Annotated in this window: 14 protein-coding genes and 1 pseudogene; 9 read left to right on the top strand and 6 right to left on the bottom strand. The window is 43.0% G+C overall.

The window, feature by feature from the left end; genetic code table 11:
- Nucleotides 1-5: 5 nt before the first annotated feature.
- From prmA to FTU00_RS06270, 4 genes are all read right to left on the bottom strand, one after another.
- A complete protein-coding gene (gene prmA / locus FTU00_RS06285; RefSeq protein ID WP_159122777.1) occupies nt 6-911 on the bottom strand; it encodes a 50S ribosomal protein L11 methyltransferase in 906 nt (301 codons plus the stop codon).
- A 123-nt stretch (nt 912-1,034) separates the two neighbouring features.
- Nucleotides 1,035-1,934, bottom strand: a complete 900-nt coding sequence (locus tag FTU00_RS06280) for a bile acid:sodium symporter family protein (RefSeq protein WP_180179350.1) — start codon at nt 1,932-1,934, stop codon at nt 1,035-1,037.
- Between the two features lie 87 nt (nt 1,935-2,021).
- Nucleotides 2,022-2,909: a bile acid:sodium symporter family protein gene (locus FTU00_RS06275; protein WP_179992304.1), complete on the bottom strand. Its 888-nt coding sequence runs from the start codon at nt 2,907-2,909 to the stop codon at nt 2,022-2,024.
- Between the two features lie 146 nt (nt 2,910-3,055).
- A complete protein-coding gene (locus tag FTU00_RS06270) occupies nt 3,056-3,463 on the bottom strand; it encodes a hypothetical protein (protein ID WP_180104293.1) in 408 nt (135 codons plus the stop codon).
- A 249-nt stretch (nt 3,464-3,712) separates the two neighbouring features.
- Between FTU00_RS06270 and mnmG the strand changes: the two genes are divergently transcribed.
- From mnmG to FTU00_RS06255, 3 genes and pseudogenes are all read left to right on the top strand, one after another.
- Nucleotides 3,713-5,593, top strand: a complete 1,881-nt coding sequence (mnmG, locus tag FTU00_RS06265; RefSeq protein WP_159122801.1) for a tRNA uridine-5-carboxymethylaminomethyl(34) synthesis enzyme MnmG — start codon at nt 3,713-3,715, stop codon at nt 5,591-5,593.
- 145 nt (nt 5,594-5,738) lie between these two features.
- Nucleotides 5,739-6,662: pseudogene (locus FTU00_RS06260) on the top strand (ADP-ribosylglycohydrolase family protein).
- Nucleotides 6,663-6,738: 76 nt separating this feature from the next.
- Nucleotides 6,739-7,065: a hypothetical protein gene (locus FTU00_RS06255; RefSeq protein ID WP_180003121.1), complete on the top strand. Its 327-nt coding sequence runs from the start codon at nt 6,739-6,741 to the stop codon at nt 7,063-7,065.
- 56 nt (nt 7,066-7,121) lie between these two features.
- Here FTU00_RS06255 and glnG read toward each other — a convergent pair whose 3' ends face one another.
- Nucleotides 7,122-8,603, bottom strand: coding sequence for a nitrogen regulation protein NR(I) (gene glnG, locus FTU00_RS06250; protein ID WP_005235270.1), 1,482 nt, complete (start codon nt 8,601-8,603; stop codon nt 7,122-7,124).
- Nucleotides 8,590-9,699 (bottom strand): nitrogen regulation protein NR(II), encoded by a 1,110-nt coding sequence (glnL, locus tag FTU00_RS06245; RefSeq protein WP_180179349.1) that lies wholly within the window; start codon nt 9,697-9,699, stop codon nt 8,590-8,592. Before glnL ends, glnG begins: the two co-directional genes overlap by 14 nt.
- A gap of 350 nt (nt 9,700-10,049) precedes the next feature.
- On the opposite strand from glnL, the gene rimO reads away from it, so the two are divergent.
- From rimO to ispC, 6 genes are all read left to right on the top strand, one after another.
- Complete coding sequence (gene rimO, locus FTU00_RS06240; RefSeq protein WP_004786172.1) at nt 10,050-11,393, top strand: 30S ribosomal protein S12 methylthiotransferase RimO; 1,344 nt, start codon at nt 10,050-10,052, stop codon at nt 11,391-11,393.
- A 46-nt stretch (nt 11,394-11,439) separates the two neighbouring features.
- Nucleotides 11,440-12,168 carry a UMP kinase gene (gene pyrH, locus FTU00_RS06235; RefSeq protein ID WP_004786170.1) on the top strand — a complete coding sequence of 243 codons (729 nt, stop codon included), beginning with the start codon at nt 11,440-11,442 and terminating at the stop codon, nt 12,166-12,168.
- Nucleotides 12,169-12,247: 79 nt separating this feature from the next.
- A complete protein-coding gene (gene frr, locus FTU00_RS06230) occupies nt 12,248-12,802 on the top strand; it encodes a ribosome recycling factor (RefSeq protein ID WP_005235283.1) in 555 nt (184 codons plus the stop codon).
- 7 nt (nt 12,803-12,809) lie between these two features.
- Nucleotides 12,810-13,562 carry a polyprenyl diphosphate synthase gene (gene uppS, locus FTU00_RS06225; protein ID WP_179992307.1) on the top strand — a complete coding sequence of 251 codons (753 nt, stop codon included), beginning with the start codon at nt 12,810-12,812 and terminating at the stop codon, nt 13,560-13,562.
- 5 nt (nt 13,563-13,567) lie between these two features.
- Nucleotides 13,568-14,392, top strand: coding sequence for a phosphatidate cytidylyltransferase (locus tag FTU00_RS06220; protein WP_180179348.1), 825 nt, complete (start codon nt 13,568-13,570; stop codon nt 14,390-14,392).
- Nucleotides 14,393-15,589 carry a 1-deoxy-D-xylulose-5-phosphate reductoisomerase gene (gene ispC / locus FTU00_RS06215; protein WP_180179347.1) on the top strand — a complete coding sequence of 399 codons (1,197 nt, stop codon included), beginning with the start codon at nt 14,393-14,395 and terminating at the stop codon, nt 15,587-15,589. It begins immediately after the preceding gene.
- Nucleotides 15,590-15,592: the final 3 nt, after the last annotated feature.

Raw genomic sequence — 15,592 nt, 5'->3', positions numbered from 1 at the left:
ACTCTTTAATTCTTATGGCGTTTCCCCGAAATACGGCACCAGTGTTCATCGCGTTTTTCTACTTCTAATATATCAAAATGTTTTGAGTAAATGCTAGTAACATCAGCAACTTGCTCTTCGATAACACCTGCGAGTGCGAACTCTGCCTCAGGTTTGACCAATTCTGCGAACTCAGGCTCAAGCATCATGAGTGGGCCAGCCAGAATATTGGCAACAAACACATCTGCTTTCTGCTCGCCAAGCTCTGTGTTGAACTCTTCCGGTAAACCAACATAAAGTCGATCCAATACGCCATTCAGTTCAGCATTCTGTTTGGTGGCTAAAACAGCTTGTGGGTCAATATCAGTTGCATAGGCATATTTGGCACCAAGTAACAATGCAGCGACAGCCAGAATACCTGAACCACAGCCATAATCGATCACGATCTTGTCTTTTACATCGGTTTTGCCCAGCCATTGCAGGCAAAGGAAAGTAGATGCATGGTTACCTGTACCAAAGGCCAAACCTGGATCAAGTTTAATATTCACTGCATCTGCTTCAGGCGCTTGCATCCATTCTGGAACAATCCAGAATTTTTCAGAAATCTGGATTGGCTCGTAGGCATCCATCCAGGTGCGTTCCCAAGCTTGATCTTCCAGGAATTCATGCCGGATCGGTGCTTCAGGTAGTTGTGCGCGAATAAAGGTTTCCAATGCAGCTACATCGATTTCTTCTTCGTCATCTTCCTGAGCATAGATGCCAGTCACGATCACTTTATTCCAGAGTGGTGTTTCACCTGGAAGTGGTTCCAGCAAATCCTGGTTTTCAGCATCATCCAGAGTGACACTTACGGCGCCCAGTGAGCTAAGTAATGTTTCAGTAAAATCTACCTGAGCCTGATCAACTGTAATATGAATTTGTAACCACTTCACAGAAATAACCTTTATACATTTTTTCAAAAAGCTATTGTAACGGAAGTTCGGCTTGAAGGTGTGATCTTCTTGAGACGGAGTTAAATAAAAAGGATGCTTTCGCATCCTTTTTATGAAAACCGGTTAAAACGCATTTTCCTGAGTGGGAGAAATGCTAGGACGTGCAGTTACTGGAGCAAAGCGATTCAGTAATAATCCAAAAATAGCCGCGAAGATATACATGAAGATGGAATAGACCGCAGCAGGCATGGCAACCACAGTGCTGGACATGACAGTAAGTGCAATGGTCATGGCGAGTGTACTGTTATGAATACCGATCTCGAAAGCGCTGGCACGTGCCTGAGCAGAATTGATGTTCATTAGTCGTGGAACAAAATAGCCAATCATTAAGCTGAAGAGACAGAACAGGGCGGTTGCTAAACCTACCTGAGTCAGATATTCGGCAATATTGGCGCGTTCACTATAAATTGCTCCGGCAATAATCAGCACCAGAAAGAGGACTGCAAAAATGCGAAGAGGCTTATTCAGCTTTACAGTGAGTGCTGGGGCATAATGACGAATCAACATACCAATCGCGACCGGTATAATAATGATACCAAACACTTGCAGGATCTTTCCAAACTGCAAGCTGATTTGCTGACTGTCCTGCATAAAATGCATGATCGAGAAATTCATGATTAAAGGTAAGGTAAATGCAGCAATCACCGAATTGATCGCAGTCAAGGTAATATTAAGCGCCAAATCACCTTTAAATAGATAGCTGAACAGATTTGCAGTGCTACCACCTGGCGATGCAGCCAGCAACATCAGACCAACAGCGAGTAAAGGTGGTAAAGCCAGAACTTTACATAGAATGAAAGCAATGCTTACCAGCAGAATTAATTGACACAACAAGGCAACCAGCACTGCTTTAGGGTGCTGACTTACCCGGGCAAAATCTTTGAGTGTGAGTTCGAGTCCTAATCCCACCATGATGATGGCGAGTGCGAGGGGGAGGAATATTGTTATGATGCCAGAGTCCATCTGCATGCTCCTTATAGAAATTTATTTTAATAGTTTTAAATTTTCTATAAAAAGCATACAGCTTAAGCAGGCATTTGACTTAGGAAGTTACAAATCTGATAAACGACTCTTGCCACTATAGCTAAGCTTTTGCTGACTAATCATAAAACCAAAAATACCGGCAAAAACGTACATGACAATTGAATAAATACCCGCAGGGATGGCAATGGTGACATTATTGAGGACAGAAATCGCAATCGTCATTGATACAGTTGTGTTGTGAATGCCGACTTCAAAGGTACAGGCGCGTGCCATCTTGTCTGGGATATCCATTAATAAAGGCAGGCAATAACCGAGAAACAGGCTGGAAAAACATAATATGGAAGTAGCAATCCCGATACTGGCAAAATATTCGATGATGTTAAAGCGCTCTTGGAAAATGGCATAAATCAAGAGCATGCTTAAAAAAGCGATAGATAGAAACCGCATTGGCATATGTACAATATCTGAAAGCTTTGGAAATTTTGCCCGAATCAGCATGCCGATCACAACCGGAATAATTGTAATCAGAAAAACCTGAGCCATTTTTTCAAGCGGTAAGCCGATGCCGGTATCCTGTCCTATAAAATAGTACAGGGACAGGTTCATAATAAAAGGTAAGGTGAAAATAGAAATAATCGTATTGATGGCGGTTAACGTGATATTAAGCGCCACATCACCTTTATAAAGATAGCTCAGCAGATTGGCAGTGGCACCTCCTGGAGAGGCAGCTAGCAGCATCATGCCTACAGCAAGCAATGGTGGCAGATCCAGTACCAGACAGATTAAAAAGGTTAAACCGGTTAAAATGACCAGTTGTGAGAATAAGACAATAAAAATCACCTTGGGATAACGACTAACATGCAGAAAATCCTTGACTGTTAACTGTAGTCCTAACCCCATCATCGTAATTGCCAAAGTAATCGGCAAAAACAAACTAAAAAACCCCGAATCCATGAAGTTTCCTTTTTATTATTCATTTTTTAGGTATGTTTTGAGTTTAGCGTAGATGAATAAATAAGCAATATAAAAACGGGTAAAATTTATGCATTTTACCCGTTAAGTTTCTGATTAAAAATATATTTAATCAGCTATATAGTGATTTACATCCCTGATTGAGATGGGGTTTGAGGCTGAGTTTGCATTTGTGGTTGAGACTGCATTTGTGACTGTGGACGTGGAGGGGTAAAGCCTAATGCACATTTACCATTGACCTGAGTGCCATTAATGGTTGCAGAAGTTTCGCCGCCTGAACTACAAGATGTATAAAGTTCAGGTTCATCGCCTTTGATATTGGTTGATGATGAAGGGAAGAACTGTTGCTGACAGGTACCATTCCAGATAATGCCGCGGTAAGCAAAACTTACAGGAGCACCCTCTGATTTACCTTTACAAACTTGCTGGTATTTTTGGGCATTATAAACCTTTTCGACTTTATCATTTGCTGAGGCTGCAAATGGAGCGAAACATAGACCGCAGAGCGCTGTTGCTAGGAAAATATTCTTATTCATCATGTATACCTTTGTTTGTAATGTGACCACTTTATAGATTAAAAACTAATCAATATTAAACAATATGAGTCGGGTAACTTTTTGAGTTTAGATGTTTAATTTATATAGTAAGTATGCAAAGTTTAATTACATTGCTTTATTGGCTGGCAGAGTAAATTCTGAAGGATAAATTCAAGTGATTTTGTCAACTTTGGAAGGAAGTTTGCTATAATGTTCAGCTATCCTTTTTCTATCTCTCTATTTACCACTATGCACTATCCTAAAGTATACGATGTCATTGTTATCGGTGGCGGTCACGCAGGTACGGAAGCAGCACTGGCTGCAGCACGTATGGGTCGACAGACATTACTCTTAACTCATAACATTGAGACTTTAGGGCAGATGAGCTGTAACCCGGCCATTGGCGGGATCGGTAAATCACATTTAGTGCGTGAAATTGATGCCTTGGGCGGTGCAATGGCACTGGCTGCCGATAAAGGCGGTATTCAATTCCGTATTCTGAATTCACGTAAAGGCGCAGCAGTTCGTGCAACTCGTGCGCAGGCTGACCGTGTTCGTTATAAAGCGGCGATTCGTGAGACTTTAGAAAATCAAGCGAATCTGGATATCTTTCAGCAAGCAGCAGATGACCTGATTGTTGAAGGCGATACTGTTAAAGGTGTCGTGACCCAAATGGGTATTCGCTTTGATGCGAAAACTGTGGTGCTAACTGCAGGTACATTCTTGGGTGGTGTGATTCATATCGGTCTTAACAATGCTTCAGGTGGTCGTGCCGGCGATCCTCCTTCAATTTCACTAGCACATCGTTTACGTGAATTAAACTTGCCTGTAGGTCGTTTAAAAACTGGTACGCCACCACGTATTGATGCACGTTCAGTCGACTTCTCTGTCATGACACCGCAGCCGGGTGATTTCCCGTCTCCAACCATGTCATTTATGGGTGATGTGTCTATGCACCCTGAACAGGTGAATTGCTACATCACTCATACCAATGAACGTACTCATGAGATCATTCGTGGCGGTTTAGACCGTTCACCGATGTACACTGGTGTGATTGAAGGTGTAGGTCCACGCTATTGCCCATCGATTGAAGATAAGATTCATAAATTCGCTGATAAAGACTCCCATCAGGTCTTCCTTGAACCAGAAGGCCTAGATACACATGAGCTTTATCCAAATGGTATTTCTACTTCTTTACCATTTGATGTTCAGTTTGAATTGGTACGCTCAATCCGTGGTATGGAGAATGCGCACATTCTTCGTCCAGGTTATGCAATCGAATACGATTATTTCAACCCTCAAGCATTAAAGTTCACTTTGGAAACAAAAGCGATCAATAACCTGTACTTTGCTGGTCAAATCAATGGTACAACCGGTTATGAAGAAGCGGGCGCACAAGGCTTGCTTGCAGGCTTGAACGCTGCACGTCGTGCATGGGATCAAGAACAATGGACACCAAAACGTGATGAAGCATACATGGGCGTACTGGTTGATGACCTAATTACTTTAGGTACTAAAGAACCGTATCGTATGTTCACTTCACGTGCGGAATACCGTTTGATGTTGCGTGAAGATAATGCGGATCAGCGTTTAACACCAATCGGTCGTGAAATGGGTCTGGTTGATGACGAACGTTGGGCAGCTTACTGTGAAAAAATGGAAGCTGTAGAGAAAGAAACAGGTCGTTTGCAACACCTTTGGGCTGCACCAAACAATCCAATGGGTAAAAAATTCGTAGAAATGACGGGTGCGGATCTTTCTAAAGAATGTTCTGCAATTGATTTGTTAAAACGTCCAAACATCACCTTTGCTCAAATTGCAGAGCTCACAGGTTCTGAAGTTTCACCACAAGTGGGTGATCAAATTGAGATTGCGGTGAAATACGAAGGTTATATCAACCGTCAGCATCAAGACGTTGCACAAATGAAACGTTTAGAGGAAACCAAGATTCCTGCTGATTTTGACTATGATGTTGTTTCAGGTCTTTCTCGTGAAATTACATTGAAGTTAAAAGATATTCGTCCTGAAACACTGGCTCAAGCAAGCCGTATTCCGGGTGTAACACCTGCGGCAGTTCAATTGGTGATGATTACGATTCGTAAGAATGCCCAAGCGAAAAAATCTGCATAAGATTTTGAAGTGATAAAAAACCCGCGTAATGCGGGTTTTTTATATTTAATGAAGTTAAAAAAATTAAAAGATCAATTATTTCATGAATAAATTCAGTAATTTTGCTATGTTAATTATGGGAAATGTACAACAATGAAGCTAAAACATGGATAGAGAAAAATACATACGGGGCGCGATTTACGGTTTACTTGTTGGTGATGCGGTAGGTGTGCCTTATGAGTTTAAAGTGCCGAGCCAGCTGCCTGATATTGAACAAATTGATATGATTCCCCCAAAAGGATTTGCGCGGACTTATGCCAGTCTTCCAATTGGAACGTGGTCAGATGATGGTGCACAAGCATTATGTTTGTTGGCCTCATTGTTAGATCAAAAGAAACTCAATCCTGAAGATTTTATGCAACGGATTTGCGATTGGTACCAATCAGGTTATATGGCTGTCGATGGTCAGGTATTCGATGTGGGAATTCAAACGGTTGATGCGATACATCGTTATCAATCGGGTATCTAGTTAAATCAAGTTGCGAAAAATGATGAATATGCCAATGGTAATGGTGCGCTGATGCGTGTATTGCCTTTAGCGCTCTGGCATCAAGGCTCTAATCGTGAATTAATAGAGGCGGCATTTATACAATCACATCTGACTCATGCGCATATCCGTTCTAAATTATGTTGTGCATTATATTGTTTATGGGTACGTAAAATTTTAGATGGTTGTTCTATTCAAGATTCATGGATAGAAGCAATTGAAATACTCAAGCGTGAATTGAGTGATCAGAATGGTGCGTTAGATGAGCTTGAGCACCATATTTTAAGTGATGACTGGGATCGACCGACAGGTACTGGCTATGTCGTAGATTGTTTAAAGTCGGCATATTACGCACTACAAGCTAGCGATTATGAAAAGGTGATTAAGACAGCAATTGCGCTGGGTAATGATACAGATACGACTGCATGTGTGGCGGGTGGTATAGCTGGTTTATATTATGGTGTAGATGCAATTCCATCATCTTGGATGAATCATTTACGAGGTAAAGAAATGGTGGAAGAATTGCTTGTGCAATGGTTGTAGAAATTTTCTAAAGAATGACTGCGATGATGTTGGGATTTGCTAAAATATTCAAAAGTTCCACATCTAGATCATTCCAATGCCATACCAACTCGTTGAACTCGATATCCAAGCCACAGACAACATCGCTTGCCCTCATTGCCATCAAGACATCATTAATTGGCAAGAAGAGCAGTATGTTCAACCCTGTGAACATACCTTATTTATTGCCATGGATATCGGTTTTGAATACATCACCGATGAATTTGAGCAAACTATGCGAAAAACAGTGGATGAACTGCATGCTAATGATGATGTTGTAAACATGTTCGAAGAAATCACCACAAGTACTTATCCGAATTATCTGATTTTAAAATCGGATCTAGGCGCGGCAGGTTATTCGCGTTATATCGGTTTAACAGTGTAAAAATGTCATTACTATACATAAGCAATAAAAAAGCACCCGAGGGTGCTTTTTTAATTTCAGGCTTGGCCTTCGACTTCTTCTACTTCATCATCATCCGCACTGTCCATGCCGAGCTCTTTCAGCTTACGGGTCAGCGTATTACGCCCCCAACCTAAAAGTTCCGCTGCATGACGCTTACGACCACGAGTTTGTTGTAGTGCAGCATTAATGAGTGTGCGTTCAAACATTGGTGTAGCCACATCTAACAGCTTCATTTCGCCGTTTTTCAGTTTCTGGATTGCCCATTGACCCAGTAATTCATCCCAGTGATGCGGCGCAATCTGATTCAGGTTTGGAATTGGAGCACCCGGATCTTGCTGCTGAATTGGAATCTGTTTTAATTCAGGTGGCAGATCTTCTGGATAAACTTCACGGCCTGTGATCATCACTGTGAGCCAGCGACAGGTATTTTCAAGCTGACGAACGTTCCCTTGCCAAGGCAGCTTCTGCATATATTCCTGAGTTTCAGGACGTAAGATTTTAGGATTTACACCCAGTTCTTTACCTGCACGCGCCAAGAAGTGCTGTGCCAGCATCGGAATATCTTCAGAGCGATGCGCCAGTTTAGGAATATGAATACGAATCACGTTTAGACGGTGATATAAGTCTTCACGGAAGCGGCCGTCATGTACCAGTTTTTCCAAGTCCTGATGCGTTGCAGCCACAATACGTACATCAACTTTAACCGGAATGTGACCACCAACGCGATAGAATTCACCATCTGCAAGGACACGTAATAAACGCGTTTGTGTTTCAAAAGGCATGTCGCCAATTTCATCCAGGAACAGCGTACCGCCGTTGGCCTGTTCAAAACGGCCTTGACGTTGCGTATTTGCACCGGTAAAAGCACCTTTTTCATGACCAAATAATTCAGTCTCTATCAGGTCTTTTGGAATAGCCGCCATGTTCAGTGCAATAAACGGTTTATTGCTACGCGGTGAATGGCGGTGTAGGGCATGCGCTACCAGTTCTTTACCTGTACCGGATTCACCATTAATCAGCACGGTAATGTGTGATTGAGACAAACGACCAATGGCACGGAAGACTTCCTGCATGGCAGGCGATTCACCAATGATCTCAGTCGATTGAATGGTTGGTGCAGATTTGGCAGATTCTTGCTGCTGTAATTTGGTGATATGCAAAATTGCACGATTAACCAGTGCCAATGCTTCATCAATATCAAATGGTTTTGGTAGGTATTCAAAAGCACCCGTTTGATAACTGGATACCGCAGATTCCAGATCTGAATGCGCCGTCATAATAATAACCGGCAAATCAGGATTGGTATTTTTCACCTTGCCTAAAAAGGTCAAACCGTCAATACCCGGCATACGGATATCGGTCAGGATCACATCAGGTGCATCGACACCTAACTGATCAAGTGCTGACTGGGCTTCTTCAAAACTGGTAACGTCGAAACCTTCTTCTTTAAATGTTTTTTCTAGTACCCAACGCATGGCACGATCGTCATCAATCACCCATATTTTATTTCGCGACATGATCTGACTCCCAAGGTAAAAATAAGCTAAATACGGTTTTTCCTGGAACTGACTGGCATTCAATCATTCCGTTATGTTGATGCATAATATTTTGAGCAATGCTGAGACCTAGTCCGGTACCTTTGGCACGGCTGGTCACAAGCGGGTAGAACACGGCTTCGATAATATCGTCTGGAACACCCGGACCATTATCTTCGATGTCGATTCGAACCACAGATCGGTGAATCACACCACTAATGGTATAAAGACGCTGAATCCGGGTTCTTAAAATAAGTTCCGGTTGATGCTCGATAAAGAAATCCTTGTTTTCTGTCATGGCCTGAACGGCATTCACGCAGATATTTAGCATGACCTGAATGAGCTGATCGCGATCTGCCAGAATTTCTGGCAGGGACAGATCATAGTCCCGGGTAATTTTAATTTTCTTTTTAGTCTGATTCACAATCAGTGAGCGGACGCGTTCTAAAGGCTCATGCACATTGACCATTTCATAGCTTGGTAACTGGCGTGAACCGAGCATGCTATCTGCCAGATTTCTCAGGCGATCCACTTCACTAATAATAATGTCAGTGAACTCTTTATATTTTGGATCTTCAAGGCTACGTGCCAGAAGCTGGGTTGCACCACGAATGCCACCGAGTGGATTCTTGATCTCATGTGCAACACCACGAATTAATTGGCGCGCAACTTGATGCTGCTGGATATAGTTTTCTTCACGTGAGATTTTCAGCATACGGTCACGCTGATTCAGCTCGATCAACAATAAAGGATGATTTGGCTTGCCCGCATTGAGCAGGGAAACCGTATAGTCCACATGAATGTCTTTAAAGTTGACGATGATCGTCGCCTCACGGCGAGTATAAGGTTGGCCAGTATGCAGTGTGTTATAGAGAGATTCTTCAGTATTGAATTCATCTGTTGGCGCTTGCAGTATATTTAATACCGGCGTGCCTGATGCGCGTAACAGGCTGACATCAAACATGGTCTCGCAGGCTGTATTTAAGTAATAAATATTCAGATGACTATCAACCAGCATAATGGCAGTGGTCAGGTTGTCCACCAAAAGGCGATAGTCGATGGAAAGAGGCTGATCCATTAGCGGTGGTTTTCCTGTATTAAAATGGCGCAATGGCATCTTCATAAAGCAAAATAACAATTTCAAAGTTCAGATTTGAGGCAAATTAAGCAAGATGTACGCCAACTTTAGAACTCTTGTTAAAATTTTGCTGAAAAATGCACGAAATCTGACGGGGATGCCCAATCAAACTCAGGTATAACGGATTAAATTGAGGCTGTAAACCTAAAATGATTCATTTTGGTGCATAAGCTTTTATATTGAATATTTTATGGCGTTATTTTAGTGCGTGATGCAAAGAGTGGCCATTTCAACTATTTTTATGATGCGAAAAGACATACAATACGCGCATTCTAGTGGAGCGCAGATTCATGAAGTCCCCCAAAGTCGGTTTTGTATCTTTAGGTTGTCCTAAGGCATTGGTAGATTCTGAACGAATTTTAACTCAGTTAAAGACTGAAGGTTATGATGTCGCATCGGATTATGACGGTGCTGATTTAGTAGTAGTAAATACCTGTGGTTTTATTGAATCTGCAGTACAAGAGTCTTTAGATGCCATCGGTGAAGCGATGAGCGCGAATGGTCGTGTAATCGTAACAGGTTGTCTAGGAAAAGACGAAGATAAAATTCGCCAAATGCACCCGAACGTCCTGAAAGTGACAGGTGCAGCGGCCTATGAAGAAGTGATGGATGCGGTACATGAATATGTTCCTGAGCCGCCAAAACACAATCCATTTATTGATCTGGTGCCTGAGCAAGGCATTCGTCTTACTCCGAAACACTATGCGTACTTGAAAATATCAGAAGGCTGTAACCACCGTTGTACCTTCTGCATCATTCCAAGTATGCGTGGTGATCTGGTTTCCCGTCCAGTTGGTTCTGTGCTTGAAGAAGCTGCAGCACTGAAACGTTCAGGTGTCAAAGAAGTACTCGTGATCTCCCAAGATACTTCTGCTTATGGTGTCGACACCAAATACAAACTGGACTTCTGGAACGGCCAGCCAGTTAAAACCAAATTCTATGACATGTGTGAAGCATTGGGTCAATTGGGCATCTGGGTGCGTCTGCACTATGTCTATCCATATCCACACGTAGATGCCGTGATCGATTTGATGGCTCAAGGCAAAATCCTGCCTTATCTGGATATTCCATTCCAGCATGCCAGCCCAAGAATCCTGAAACTGATGAAACGTCCAGCGCACAGTGAAAATACACTGGAGCGTTTAAAAGTATGGCGTGAGAAATGTCCTGACCTAGTCATCCGTTCTACATTTGTGGTGGGTTTCCCGGGCGAAACTGAAGAAGATTTCCAGATGCTTCTGGACTGGCTGAAAGAAGCACAACTGGATCGTGTGGGCTGTTTTACTTATTCACCAGTTGAAGGTGCGACGGCGAATGATCTTCCAGACCATGTGCCGGAAGAGATCAAGCAAGAACGTTATGAACGTTTCATGCAGGTTCAGCAGGAAATTTCAGCAGCGAAGCTACAAAAACGTATTGGCCAGAAAATGACTGTGCTAGTCGATGACCTGGAAGAAGAATTCCCGGTTGCTGTAGCGCGCTCATATGCGGATGCGCCTGAAATTGATGGTAATGTTTTTGTTGAAGATATCGACAAAAGTGTGATTAAGGCAGGGGATTTGCTTGAAGTCGAAATCACTGATGCAGATGAATATGATTTATTTGCTAAGCTGATCTCAATCAAGTCTGCTTAAGATTTTGAATTAAAAGAATTTATATTAAATAATTTGGAGTTTTATGATGTTGGATTCTAAAAAGCCACGATTTGGTCGCATCCTGCTAAAGCTATCTGGTGAAGCACTGGCAGGGAACAAAGACATGGGTATCGATGCACAAGTGCTCGATCAGATGTCACTTTCTATTGCGCATCTCGTGGGTTTGGGTGTACAAGTCGGTATCGTCGTGGGCGGTGGTAACCTGTACCGTGGTAGCCAGTTGCAAAAAGATGGTCTGGTAGGTCGTGTAACCGGTGACCAGATGGGTATGCTGGCAACTGTCATGAACGGTCTGGCATTACGTGATGCTTTGGTACGCCGTAATATCAAAACCCGTTTGATGTCTGCATTACCGATTGGTGCAGTGGTTGAATCTTATTCTAGCCGTGATGCGATTCGTCATCTGACTCAAGGTGAAGTGTGCGTATTTGTAGCGGGTACAGGTAATCCGTTCTTTACTACGGATACAGCAGCTTGTTTGCGTGGTATCGAGATTGAATCTGACCTGATCCTGAAAGCTACTAAGGTTGATGGTGTTTACAACAAAGATCCAAGCAAATACGAAGATGCCGTGAAATACGACACATTGACATTTGATCAGGTGTTGGACGAGAAGTTGGGCGTCATGGATTTAACTGCGATCTGCTTATGTCGTGACCACAATGTGCCACTTCAAGTATTTGACATGAACAAATCTGGCGCATTGCTTTCAGTGGTGATGGGTGAAAAAGAAGGAACTCACGTCACCAATTAATGACGTGAGCTACAAAGCCCTTTATACTACCTCCTAATTTAGTAAATACATCTTTTAAGAATTAAGTAAGGAAGATCATATGATTAACGATCTTAAAAAAGACGCAGAAGAGCGTATGAACAAGTCTCTTGACTCGTTAGAACATGGTTTCGCTAAAGTTCGTACCGGACGTGCGCATCCATCAATTTTGAACGGCGTCATGGTTCCTTACTACGGCTCTGATGTGCCATTGAATCAGGTTGCAAACGTAGGCGTGGAAGATTCACGTACATTGCTGGTTCAACCATTTGAACGTTCAATGGTTGCTGCGATTGATAAGGCGATCCGTGAGTCTGATCTTGGTTTGAATCCGATTACTGCTGACGCGATCCGTGTACCAATGGCTGCACTAACTGAAGAAACCCGTCGTGACATGCAGAAAGTTGCACGTAACGAAGCTGAAAATGCCAAAGTTGCGATCCGTAACATCCGTCGTGATGTTTTAGGTGACATCAAAGCATTGTTGAAAGAAAAAGAAATTTCTGAAGATGATGAACGTCGTGCATCTGACGAAATTCAGAAAATCACAGACAAATTTGTTGCTGAAGTAGACAAGCGCTTGGCTGCGAAAGAAGCTGAATTGATGAAGGTCTAATTCATCAATGACCGCTTCTGAAGAAAATTCCCGTCTTCCAAAACATGTTGCCATCATCATGGATGGCAACAATCGTTTTGCCAAAAAAAATCAGATGCAGAAAGGCGATGGACACCGTGAAGGAAAAACGGTTCTAGACCCGATTGTTGAACATTGTAGAAAAAGAAATATCCAGGCTTTAACGGTCTTTGCATTCTCCAGCGAAAACTGGAACCGTCCCCAATATGAGGTCGACCTGCTCATGAAGTTGTTGGAAGACACGATTCATGAACAGTTGCCACGTATGCAAAAATTTAATATTGCTTTACGTTTTATTGGTGATCGGTCGCGTTTATCTCCTGAACTGCAAGCATTGATGTTGCAAGCAGAACAAAGGACTGCTAATTTCGATAGTATGACGCTTACCATTGCAATCAGCTATGGTGGAATGTGGGACATGGCACAAGCTGCAAAGCAGATTGCTGCGGATGTTTTAACAAATAAATTAGATCTTGAAGCAATTGATACTGATGTGTTCGGTCAATATGTCAGTTTGAGTGACTTGCCGCCTGTTGATCTGCTGATTCGTACCGGTGGAGATTTCCGCCTGTCCAATTTCCTGCTCTGGCAGGCAGCATATGCAGAGCTGTATTTTACTGAGACCTTATGGCCAGAATTTACCGTAGAGGAATTCGATGACGCACTTGCTGTATTTGGCGGGCGCGAACGTCGTTTCGGTAAAACATCAGAGCAGATTCTTCAAGAAAGACTTGAGAATTAATACACATGTTTGAGCGGATTATAACCGCATTGGTGCTGGTTGCAGTCGTACTGAGCTGTATGTTTGCGACCAAATCACAATATCCAATGTTCGCATTGATGGTTGTGGCTGCCGGGGTGGCAGGCTATGAGTGGTTTAAACTCATGCCGCGAAAATGTAAAAATGTAATCAAGCCAATGGCGTGGGGTTATGGTCTACTGACTGCAGCCTTATCTGCACTGGCTTTATACTATTGGGATGTGGCCTTATTATTGTGGTCAGCATCTATCCTGACCTGGTTGCTGAGTATTTACTGGGTTAAAACCTATCCTGATTATGATGGCTGGTACAATGTCAGCTTGCACGGCATCGGGATTGTACTGGTTTCTGCTGCTGTTACAGCAATCTTCTCGGTTTGGCTAAACTCCCCATGGTGGTTGATGTACCTGTTTCTGCTGGTATGGGGTGCAGACAGTGGCGCTTACTTTGTTGGACGCAAATTCGGCAAGAAAAAACTCGCACCAAATGTCAGCCCAAACAAGTCGGTAGAAGGTCTATACGGCGGTATTCTTACCTCCATGCTCATCGTGGTTGTCGTCGCTTCACTTTATCTGGATATGACCTGGCCAGAGCTATGTCTGTTCCTGATCCTTTCTGTTATTACCGTGTTTAGTTCAGTGCTAGGTGACTTGTTTGAATCCATGATTAAGCGTCGTGCTGGAATAAAGGATTCGGGCCGTATTTTGCCGGGTCATGGTGGTGTACTAGATCGTATTGATTCTTTGCTTGCTGCAGCTCCTATCTTTGCAACAGGCATATATGTTTTAAAACTTATTGGCGTAGATTTATAAATGTCACAAGCTGTTTGTATACTGGGTGCTACAGGTTCAATTGGTCAAAGTACTTTAAAAATTTTGCAGCAACATCCTGAAGCTTACTCGGTTTTCGCTGTGACAGCGCAAAGTCGTATTACTGAGCTGGCAGAAATCTGTCAGCAGTACCGTCCTAAAGTGGCTGTAGTGCCTGCAAATAAAGTCGATGAACTTTCTCAGCTGCTACAAGTGCAGGGCTTATCAGATATCGAAATTCTTCAGAACGAAGCAGGCTTAATTTCAGTTGCAGAGCATGCGGATGTTGATATCGTAATGGCAGCAATTGTCGGGGCGGCAGGCCTGCTTCCTACCTTGGCTGCAGTCAAAGCGGGTAAGCGTGTCCTATTGGCCAATAAAGAAGCCTTGGTCATGTCCGGCGACATCATGATGCAAGCTGCGCGAGATTATGGTGCACTCTTGTTGCCAGTCGACTCTGAACATAATGCGATTTTCCAGTGCCTGCCTCAAAACTACTTTGATGCCGAACGTAATGGTCAACCTAAGCTCGGTGTTCATCAGATTTTACTGACTGCTTCTGGCGGTCCATTCCTGAACCATTCGCTTGAACAATTGCATGATGTGACACCTGCTCAAGCCTGCAAACATCCTAACTGGTCAATGGGGCAAAAGATTTCCGTAGATTCCGCTACTTTAATGAATAAAGGGCTGGAACTTATCGAAGCGTGTCATTTGTTTGCAGTTCAAGAACAATTTGTTACAGTTGTTGTGCATCCACAGAGTATTATTCATTCCATGGTGCAATATGTGGACGGGTCGACATTGGCACAAATGGGTAACCCGGATATGGGCACGCCAATTGCACATGCTTTGGCATGGCCACAACGGATCAGTACCCATATCCCGGCTCTGGATTTGTTTAAGCATTCACAGCTGAATTTCCAGGAACCGGATGTGGTGCGTTTTCCGGCACTGAAATTAGCACGTCAAGCCATGAAGAGTGGTGGAATTGCGCCTACAATTTTGAATGCAGCCAATGAAATTGCAGTTGCTGCATTTTTAAATCAGCAAATCAGATTTACCCAAATTCCTCAGGTGGTTGAAACTGTCCTGAACCAGATGGACAATCAACCAGCACACGATCTGGATACTATCCTGCATGCAGATCACATAGCACGAGGTTTATCACAGCAATATGTTGTGAATAAAGGAAGTTAAGAC

Origin of the sequence: Acinetobacter sp. YH12041, from assembly GCF_013419975.1 — a bacterium.
In the GTDB taxonomy this organism is placed as follows: domain Bacteria; phylum Pseudomonadota; class Gammaproteobacteria; order Pseudomonadales; family Moraxellaceae; genus Acinetobacter.
Note: the sequence above shows the minus strand (reverse complement) of the source record. Positions and strands in the feature narration are given on the sequence as shown.